This is a genomic window from Sphingomonas sp., assembly GCF_040398505.1.
Lineage (GTDB): Bacteria > Pseudomonadota > Alphaproteobacteria > Sphingomonadales > Sphingomonadaceae > Sphingomonas.
In genome coordinates this window covers 1-1,838 of the sequence record NZ_JBBATX010000193.1, presented here as the reverse complement: position 1 = coordinate 1,838, position 1,838 = coordinate 1, and the positions used below count along the sequence as shown (strand labels likewise).

The following is a 1,838-nucleotide window of genomic DNA, read 5'->3' as shown; positions in this document are numbered from 1 at the left end:
TCTTAGGGTGATGGACAGCCGAGATCTTCGCTGGTTGCTCGACGTCGTGGAAAGCGGCTCTTTCACCGAAGCGGCGCGTCGTCGCGCTGTCGCTGTATCGACCGTGACCCGCCGGATCGACGCGCTCGAAGCGCTGCTCCAGACGCGGCTGATCGACCGCGCCCAGCCGGGCGCACGGCTGACCGCGGCCGGGGAACGAATCGCCACGCTTGCGCGTGCGCAGGTCGAGGGGACGGAGCGGATCATGCTCGCCGCGACCGCGGCGCGGCTGCCCGCTGTCCGTGCGACGGTGACCATCTCGGCAACCGAATTCGTGATTGCCGAGCGGCTGGCCCCGGCGCTGGGGCGGTTATATGCCACCGCACCCTCGGTCAGCGTCGATCTGCAGTCGCAGGCGCATCTGGTCAGTCTGTCCGCGCGTGATGCCGACCTCGCGATCCGCATGTCACGACCGGAGGGGAACAGCTTGCTGATCCGCAAGATCGGTCAGATCGATCTGGGGTTGTTCGCCAGCGCGGCCTACCTCGCCGGGCGCGCGGTCAGCGCGATCGATCTGTCGCGCGAACGATTGCTTACCTATGACGACAGCTATGGCCGCATGCTCGAATATTTGTGGGTCGGCCAAGCGGGGCTTGCCCATGCGGTCGTGCTCCGGACCGGGAGTACGCGCGGGCTCTTGAATGCCACAATCGCCGGGCTCGGCATCGCAATCCTGCCGCGGCGCGATGCCATCGCGGTCGGCCTTGTCGAAATGCCATCGCCTTTGGCGTTAGAGCCGCGCAGTGCCTGGCTCGTCGTTCACCGCGACCTTCGACGGGTGCCCGCAATCGCGGCGACCTATGACTGGATCGTCGCCAGCTTTGCCGGCGACCGCCGATCCGGGGCATAACCCGGAGCGGCGGCGCACACCGTTACTTGGGCAGGACGATCGTCGGCTCAAGATTCTTGATCACGTCGCGCGCGTCGAAGGCGCGGATGTTATCCTTGGGCTTGGGGCCGCGTCCGACGATCAGCTCGGCATTGGCCTCATATTTGTCGATCGTGTCGATATCGACGCCGCGGTCGAAGAAGGGGTCACCGAAGAACGGGTCCCAGCTGCGCCAGCCAAAGCCACGGCCGCGATAGCGCCAGCTCGGGCCCCAATAGCCGCCGCCAAAGCCGCCGCCATAGCCAAAGCCTCCGCCAAATCCGCCGCCGAAGCGCGGTGTCGAGTAGGTGCGCGACCGGCGATCGACATCACGGTCCACAAAGACGAAATAGTCGAAGCCGCGCTGCACCGTCAGTTCGGCCGCGCGGTACAGCAAATACTTCTCGACCGTTTCGCGCGAGGTGTAGCTGTTGCCCGAAAAGCTGACCATGAAACGGTTCTCTTCGATTTGGCGATCACTATAGCCCGATCGTTCGAAACCGCGGCCGACGGCCGGGCGATAGGTCGATTCGGTGGCGCACGCAGAGATCAGCAACGTCGTCGCGCCAAGGGCGACGGCAAGCGTCTTGCGCAAGGTGGGGGAAGGTAGCGGCATTTCGGTCTCCAATGACTCGGCCTGTGCGGCATACCGTGCCGACAGTCCATGAAGCGCAGAACGAACGATCGTGCGCAAGGCTCCGGCGATCGTGATGTGCTTGTAAAATCGTATCTCGCCACACGTGAACGCAAGGTGACGGGCGGCGGAAATCGTGCGGCCAAGCGTTGATTTCGAAAAGAGAAAAACGGGCCTTGCGCGTTCGCGAAACTCGCTGCTATAGCCTCGCCACCGCCATGGTCCCTGATAGCTCAGCGGTAGAGTAGGTGACTGTTAATCACTTGGTCGTAGGTTCGAATCCTACTCAGGGAGCCA

General features: G+C 63.9%; 2 protein-coding genes and 1 tRNA gene. 2 read left to right on the top strand and 1 reads right to left on the bottom strand.

Features of this window, described 5'->3' with window-relative positions:
- Window positions 1-889: LysR family transcriptional regulator (locus ABWP09_RS14300; RefSeq protein ID WP_353205787.1), on the top strand; the 889-nt coding region annotated here is incomplete at its 5' end.
- A gap of 22 nt (window positions 890-911) precedes the next feature.
- Here ABWP09_RS14300 and ABWP09_RS14295 read toward each other — a convergent pair.
- Entirely contained in the window at window positions 912-1,523 is a 612-nt protein-coding gene (locus ABWP09_RS14295) for a CC0125/CC1285 family lipoprotein (protein ID WP_188446608.1), read from the bottom strand.
- Window positions 1,524-1,763: 240 nt separating this feature from the next.
- Here ABWP09_RS14295 and ABWP09_RS14290 point away from each other — a divergent pair.
- Window positions 1,764-1,838: transfer RNA gene (locus ABWP09_RS14290), tRNA-Asn, on the top strand.